6 protein-coding genes are annotated in these 6,551 nt (G+C 66.3%); 1 reads left to right on the forward strand and 5 read right to left on the reverse strand.

Features of this window, described 5'->3' with window-relative positions:
- Nucleotides 1-14: 14 nt before the first annotated feature.
- The 5 genes from zapE to CAG22_RS25845 form a co-directional block, all read right to left on the reverse strand.
- Nucleotides 15-1,121 (reverse strand): cell division protein ZapE, encoded by a 1,107-nt coding sequence (gene zapE, locus CAG22_RS25825; protein ID WP_085693007.1) that lies wholly within the window; start codon nucleotides 1,119-1,121, stop codon nucleotides 15-17.
- Between the two features lie 129 nt (nucleotides 1,122-1,250).
- Nucleotides 1,251-2,399 (reverse strand): PQQ-dependent sugar dehydrogenase, encoded by a 1,149-nt coding sequence (locus CAG22_RS25830; protein ID WP_085706444.1) that lies wholly within the window; start codon nucleotides 2,397-2,399, stop codon nucleotides 1,251-1,253.
- 23 nt (nucleotides 2,400-2,422) lie between these two features.
- Entirely contained in the window at nucleotides 2,423-2,740 is a 318-nt protein-coding gene (locus tag CAG22_RS25835; RefSeq protein WP_085706445.1) for a hypothetical protein, read from the reverse strand.
- A 185-nt stretch (nucleotides 2,741-2,925) separates the two neighbouring features.
- Nucleotides 2,926-3,891, reverse strand: coding sequence for an agmatinase (speB, locus tag CAG22_RS25840; RefSeq protein ID WP_085593236.1), 966 nt, complete (start codon nucleotides 3,889-3,891; stop codon nucleotides 2,926-2,928).
- 25 nt (nucleotides 3,892-3,916) lie between these two features.
- Nucleotides 3,917-4,996, reverse strand: coding sequence for an extracellular solute-binding protein (locus CAG22_RS25845; protein ID WP_085693009.1), 1,080 nt, complete (start codon nucleotides 4,994-4,996; stop codon nucleotides 3,917-3,919).
- 102 nt (nucleotides 4,997-5,098) lie between these two features.
- On the opposite strand from CAG22_RS25845, the gene CAG22_RS25850 reads away from it, so the two are divergent.
- Nucleotides 5,099-5,989 (forward strand): LysR family transcriptional regulator, encoded by an 891-nt coding sequence (locus CAG22_RS25850; RefSeq protein ID WP_085593240.1) that lies wholly within the window; start codon nucleotides 5,099-5,101, stop codon nucleotides 5,987-5,989.
- Nucleotides 5,990-6,551 lie beyond the last annotated feature (562 nt).

Consider the following 6,551-nt stretch of genomic DNA (forward strand, 5'->3'; position numbering starts at 1 on the left):
GGTTCGGCTCCTTTTCAGGCGAAGCGTTGCAGTTGCATCTCCCGTAGCCGGCTCAGGGTCCGTTGGTACGGGAACGCCAGATACCCTTGAGTGTAGAGGGCATCCAGCGGCACCTGTGCCTCCAGGTACAACGCCACCCGGCGGTCGTAGCATTCGTCGACCAGGGCAATGAAGCGGCGCACTGCGTCGTCCTTGGGCGACAGCGCTGGCAGCTCGCGGTCGCCCGCCACCACCCGCGCCGCAGCATCCTCGGTGCCCCGGGCAATGCGCCCGGCCCGCTGTTCACCCCCCAGCGCCGGAATGCCCGACACCAGGATGGCCGGGAACCGGTCGCACAGGGCCATGAACTCCATGGCCGCCAGCGGCTGTTCGCACAGGTCGGTGAAGCGGCACCAGATGGCCTGCGCGCTGCGCCGCACCACCTGCACCTGCCGGGAGCCGATCGCCAAGGGCTGATCGTGGCCTGCGTCGCCGGGGCTGAGCTGGCGGAACACCTCGCCCAGCTGGCTGGCCTGCCCCGCTTGCGCCACCCAGTAACGCTGGCGCTCGGCGCCGGGGTGCAGGCGGTGGTCCTGCTCGCCGGCTACCGGCAGTACCTGCATGTGCCGCTGGATGGCGGCGATGGCCGGCAGGAAACGCTCGCGGTTGAAGCCGTCGCGGTAGAGCTGCTCGGGTGGCTGGTTGGAGGTGGCGACGATAACAACGCCTTGGTCGAACAGTACCTGGAACAGGCGGCCGAGGATGATCGCGTCACCGATGTCGTTGACGAACAGCTCGTCGAAGCACAGCACGCGTATCTGCCCTGCCAGCTCCCCGGCCAGCGCCAGCAGCGGGTCGGCGGTGCCGTTGAGCTGGAACAGGCGCTGGTGGACCCAGGCCATGAAGTGGTGGAAGTGCTGGCGCCGGCTGGGTACCCGCAGGCAGTGGTGGAACTGGTCCATCAGCCAGGTCTTGCCGCGGCCGACCGGGCCCCAGAGGTAGATACCCTGAGTGGGGCGGCCCTGTTCGACGGCCTGGAAACAAGCCTGCAAGGCCTCGACGGCGCGGGCCTGGGCGGGGTCGGCGACATAGCCCTGAGTGGTCAGGGCCTGCTGGTAGAGGGAATGGGGATCGATAGCCATGCGGCATTATCTGCACCGGCCTCATCGCCGGCAAGCCAGCTCCCACCTCGACCGCATTGGCCCCAAGCCATGCGCTATCCCTGTGGGAGCTGGCTTGCCGGCGATGAGGCCGGTGCATGTGACTTTAGCTCAGCTGTCTCCCAATCCAACTTTCAGCAACGCGCCGTCCTTGTCATCGGTCAGCACATACAGGTAGCCATCCGGCCCCACCCGCACATCGCGGATACGCGCCTTCAGCTCACCCAGCAAACGCTCTTCATGCACCACCTTGTCGCCATCCAGTTGCAGGCGGATCAGCTCCTGGGTGGCCAGCGCGCCAATGAACAGGTTGTGGTCCCAGGCCTTGAACGTAGGGCTGTCGTAGAACGCCATGCCGCTGATGCCCGGCGACTTCTCCCATACATGGTGCGGGTCGACCATGCCCTGCACCTGCTTGCCCTTGGCCTCGGGAATCGGCAGCAGCGAATAGTTGATGCCGTGGGTCGCAATCGGCCAGCCATAGTTCTTGCCAGGCTCGGGAATGTTGATCTCATCGCCGCCGCGCGGGCCGTGCTCGTGGGTCCACAGCTTGCCGGTCCACGGGTTGAGTGCGGCGCCTTGCTGGTTGCGGTGGCCGAACGACCAGATCTCCGGCCGCACGTTGTCCTTGCCGACGAAGGGGTTGTCCCTGGGTACTTCGCCGTCCGGCAAGATACGCACGATCTTGCCTTGCAGCTTGTCCAGGTCCTGGGCGGTCGGGCGCTGGTTGTTCTCGCCGAGGGCGATGAACAGGTAGCCGTCGCGGTCGAACACCAGGCGCGAGCCGAAGTGGTTGCCCTCCGACAGCTTGGGCTGCTGGCGGAAGATGACGTTGAAGTTTTCCAGCCGGGCGCGGTCCTGGGACAACTGGCCACGGCCGACCGCCGTACCGGCCTTGCCGTCACTGCCCTCTTCGGCGTAGGACAGGTAGACGGTGCGGTCCTTGGCGAACTCCGGCGACAGCACCACATCCAGCAGGCCGCCCTGGCCCTCGGCCCAGACCTTGGGCACACCACTGATCGGCGGGCCGACCTTGCCTTCGGCATTGACCACCCGCAAGTTGCCGGCGCGCTCGGTGACCAGCATGTCCTTGCCGCCCGGCAGGAACGCCAGGGCCCAAGGGTTGCGCAGGCCGTCGGCCACTGTGCTGACGGTCAAGGTGCCTTCTTCACTGCGAAGCTGCTGTTCGGCCGCCGCCTGTGCCAGCAGGGGCAGAAGTGCGGCGGCGGTCAGGGTGACAAGCCAGGGTGCTCGAAGCATGCAGGATTCCTTTCGTAGGGCGCTCATGGCGCGCGCGGGTTGCCGCGGGGTGGTCGGGTGGGCTCCAGGTTCGGGGTTTGCTGCTGGCGGCGCAGGTTGTCGCCATTGCCGATGCCGCGGTTGTCCAGGGTGGGCGTGCGCTGGTACGGGTCGGTGGACGGGCCGCGCACGGGAGGTGCGGCCGGCATGCTGCCTTGGCGGCTGTTGGGGTTGGCGCGCTGGATCGGGCTGTTGTAGGGGTTGTTGTTGCCGGCGGCGAGTTGCAAGGGCGGCTCGTGGGCCGCTTGCGCGGGCAGGCACAGCACCAGGCCGAAGGCCAGGATGGGCAAGGTCGGGGTCATGCTTCACCTCCTGTACGAAAATGCCGCGCCTGGTGGGTTTGATAGCCTAAGGCGCGAAGGGTTCGCGGCAAAAGTGTGAATGCGGGTGGAGATGATTCCTGATGTTTCAGTATGGGCCCTGGGGGCTGCTACGCAGCCCTTTCGCGACACAAGGCCGCTCCCACAAAGACCCTACGGACGCCGAATTACTGGCCCTTGTCCACCTTGTGCCGCGCCGCATACAGGCACAGCATTTCCATCGCCAGGGTCGCCCCGGCCAGCGCGGTGATATCGGCATGGTCATAGGCTGGCGCCACCTCCACCAGGTCCATGCCCACCAGGTTGATACCGCGCAGCCCGCCGATGATCTCCAGCGCCTGCACCGTGCTCAGCCCGCCGCACACCGGCGTGCCGGTACCAGGCGCATAGGCCGGGTCGAGGCAGTCGATATCGAAGGTCAGGTACACCGGCCGCTCGCCCACCCGCTGGCGAATCGCCGCGATCACCGCCTCGGTGCCCTGCCGGTGCACCTGGCGGGCGTCGAGGATGGCAAAGCCCTGGCTGTCATCATTGGTGGTGCGCAGGCCGATCTGCACCGAGCTGGCCGGGTCCACCAGGCCTTCGCGGGCGGCATGCCAGAACATGGTGCCGTGGTCGATGCGTTTGCCCTCCTCGTCCGGCCAGGTGTCGCTGTGCGCATCGAAGTGGATCAGCGCCAGCGGGCCATGGCGGCGGGCATGGGCCTTGAGCAGCGGGTAGCTGATGAAGTGGTCGCCACCCAGGGTGAGCATGGCGCAGCCTGCTTCCAGAATATGCGTGGCATGGGCCTCGATGCTGTCCGGTACCGACTGTGGGGTGCCGCTGTCGAAGGCGCAATCGCCATAGTCGATCACCGCCAGGTGGTCGAACGGGTCGAACGCCCACGGCCAGTGCCGGGCCCAGGCCTGCTGCACCGAAGCGGCGCGGATCGCCCGCGGGCCGAAGCGCGCACCGGGGCGGTTGCTGGTGGCAGTATCGAACGGCACACCACTGACCACCACATCGACGCCACGCAGGTCGCGGCTGTAGCGGCGGCGAGAGAAACTGGTAATGCCGGCGTAGGTACTTTCCGCAGCGGTACCATACAGGCTGTCGCGGGTCATGGCCTGGTCGTTGTTTGCGGCTTGCTCCACGGTCGGGCTCCTTTGTCGTTATCGGTTACTGGCGGCTGCGGAACGCGGTCCACAGGCGGTTGCGCTGGCGCAGGTCGGCCAGGGCCATGCTGCGGTCGGCATACAGGCGCTGGCGCACCGCTGCCGACGGGTAGATGTCCGGGTCGTTGCGCACCGCTTCGTCCACCAGCGGCGTGGCCGCCTGGTTGGCGTTGGCGAAGAACAGCGTATTGGTAAGCGCGGCGACCGACTCGGGCTTGAGCATGAAGGCGATGAACGCCCGCGCGGCCTCGGGGTGCGGGGCGTCCTTGGGAATGACCAGGTTGTCCTGCCATACCAGCGTGCCTTCGCGGGGGATGCGGTAGATCAGCTCGAACGGCTTGCCGGCGCGGCGTGCCTGGTCGGCGGCCATCGCCGCATCGCCGTTGTAGGTCAGCGCCAGGCACACGCTGCCATTGGCCAGGTCGCTGATCTGCCGGCCATTGGCGACGTAGCTGATCGACGGCTGCAGCTGGCTCAGCAGGCTCTGCGCGGCGGCCAGGTCGTCCTTGTCCTGGCTGTAAGGGTCCTTGCCCAGGTAGTTCAGGGCCACGCCGATCACCTCCTGGGGCGAGTCGGGCATGGCGATGCCGCAGTCCTTCAACCGGCTGGCGTACTCGGGCTTGAACAGCAGGTCGAGGCTGTCCAGCGGCACATCCCCCAGGCGTTGGCGCACCGCCTCCACATTCACCCCCAGGCCCAGGGTGCCCCAGGTGTAGGGCACGGCATGGCGGTTGCCGGGGTCGGCCTCGGCGAGCTTGGCCAGCAGGTCCTTGTCGAGGTTGGCATAGCCAGGCATGGCCTGGGGGTCGAGCGGCTGCAGGGCGTTGGCCTTGAGCGCCCGGGCCAGCACGGCCGACGACGGCACCACCACGTCATAGCCGCTGCCACCGGTCAGCAGCTTGGTTTCCAGCACTTCGGTGGTGTCGAAGGTGTCGTAGCGCACCTTGTAGCCGGTTTCCTGCTCGAAGCGCTGGAGGGTTTGCGGGGCGACATAGTCGGCCCAGCTGTAGAGGTTGACGACCTTTTCTTCGGCCTGCAGGGGCAAGGCCAGGACCAGGGACAGCAGGCACAACGATCGACGCATGGCGGACACCTCGGCAAATGGGTGGATGCCGCGAGCATGCCAGCCGGGTTACATTGCAGGAATGGCAAGTTTGCAAAGCTGACATTCATCAGAGGCAATGTAATGCTCGGACAAGTGCACGACCCCGACCTGCACCTGCTGCGGCTGTTCGTCACTGTAGTCGAGGCCGGTGGCTTCAGTGCCGCGCAAGGCGTGCTGGGCCTGAGCCAGCCCACCATCAGCCAGCGCATGGCGCAGCTGGAAGCGCGGCTGGGCTACCGCCTGTGCAGCCGCGGCAAGGGTGGTTTTCACCTGACGGAAAAAGGCGCGTTGTTGCTGGACGCCGCCCGAGGGTTACTGCTGAACATCGAACAGTTTCGCCAGCAGGCCAATGGCGTTGCCGGGCGGCTGCTGGGGACCGTGCGCATAGGCATGGCGGAGAACCAGGACAAGGCGGTGAGCCTGAAGCTGGCGGCGGCCATTGCGGCGTTTCGCAGGCGCGAGGAGGCGGTGCAGCTGGAGCTGATCAGTGCGCCACCGGCAGAGCTGGAGCGCTTGTTGCTGGAGCAGCGGCTGGATTACGCCATCAGCTACTTTTCCGGCAACCAGGCAGCCTTTGATTACCAGCCGCTGTTCGAGGAGCGGCAACGGCTGTATTGCGGCAAGGGCCATGTGCTGTTCGGTGAGGCTGGCGTTGGGCGGGAGCGGTTACTGGCGATGGACCAGGTGCGCCATCCGTACCGGTTTCTCAAGGGCGGCGAGCCGTTCCAGAGCCAGCGCAGCATGGCGGTGGCGGAGCAGATCGAGAGCGTGCTGACGTTCATTCTGTCGGGGCGGCATATTGGCTATCTGCCATGCCATTGCGCGCAAGCTTGGGAAGCTGAGGGGTTGTTGTGGGCGCTGGACCCGGGGTTGGACTTTGTGGTGCCGTTTACCCTGGCCAGGCACCGGGCGCAGGCGGTTGGCGAGGCACAGCAAGCGTTTGCACAGGATTTGCTGGCGGCGTTTGCCTGACCCGGCCTCTTCGCGGGTAAACCCGCTCCCACAGGGACCGCGACTTCCTAAGGCATGTGCGGTCTCTGTGGGAGCGGCCTTGTGTCGCGAAAGGGCCGCAAAGCGGCCCCGCCAATATGAGCTGCAGAGCTGAAATCCTGGGGGCGCTTCGCACCCCTTTCGCGACACAAGGCCGCTCCTACAGAACCGCGCAGCGTCAGTAAGCCATGCTCCAGGTCAGCACCGGGCGGCGAGGCACAGCAGGCGTTTGCACAGGATTTGCTGGCGGCGTTTGTCTGACCGGGCCTCTTCGTGGGCAAACCCGCTCCCACAGGGACCGCGACTTCCTCAGGCATGTGCGGTCTCTGTAGGAGCGGCCTTGTGTCGCGAAAGGGCCGCAAAGCGGCCCCGGCGATATGTGCTGCGCAGCTGAAGTCCTGGGGGCGCTTCGCACCCCTTTCGCGACACAAGGCCGCTCCTACAGGATCGTGTCCCGGGAAGTGGTGTAACTCATCATGGCTTTGGCCATTGAGCTTGCCGTTTAGTTGATCACGGCCGACAGCTTGGCCTGTGGATTATCGCT

The organism is Pseudomonas sp. B8(2017) (assembly GCF_002113575.1).
Classification (GTDB): Bacteria; Pseudomonadota; Gammaproteobacteria; order Pseudomonadales; family Pseudomonadaceae; genus Aquipseudomonas; species Aquipseudomonas putida_Z.

Coding starts and splice junctions, on each gene's coding strand:
- zapE (WP_085693007.1), bottom strand. CDS start 1,121: ATGGCTATCGATCCCCATTCCCTCTACCAGCAGGCCCTGACCACTCAG.
- CAG22_RS25830 (WP_085706444.1), bottom strand. CDS start 2,399: ATGCTTCGAGCACCCTGGCTTGTCACCCTGACCGCCGCCGCACTTCTG.
- CAG22_RS25835 (WP_085706445.1), bottom strand. CDS start 2,740: ATGACCCCGACCTTGCCCATCCTGGCCTTCGGCCTGGTGCTGTGCCTG.
- CAG22_RS25845 (WP_085693009.1), bottom strand. CDS start 4,996: ATGCGTCGATCGTTGTGCCTGCTGTCCCTGGTCCTGGCCTTGCCCCTG.
- CAG22_RS25850 (WP_085593240.1), top strand. CDS start 5,099: ATGCTCGGACAAGTGCACGACCCCGACCTGCACCTGCTGCGGCTGTTC.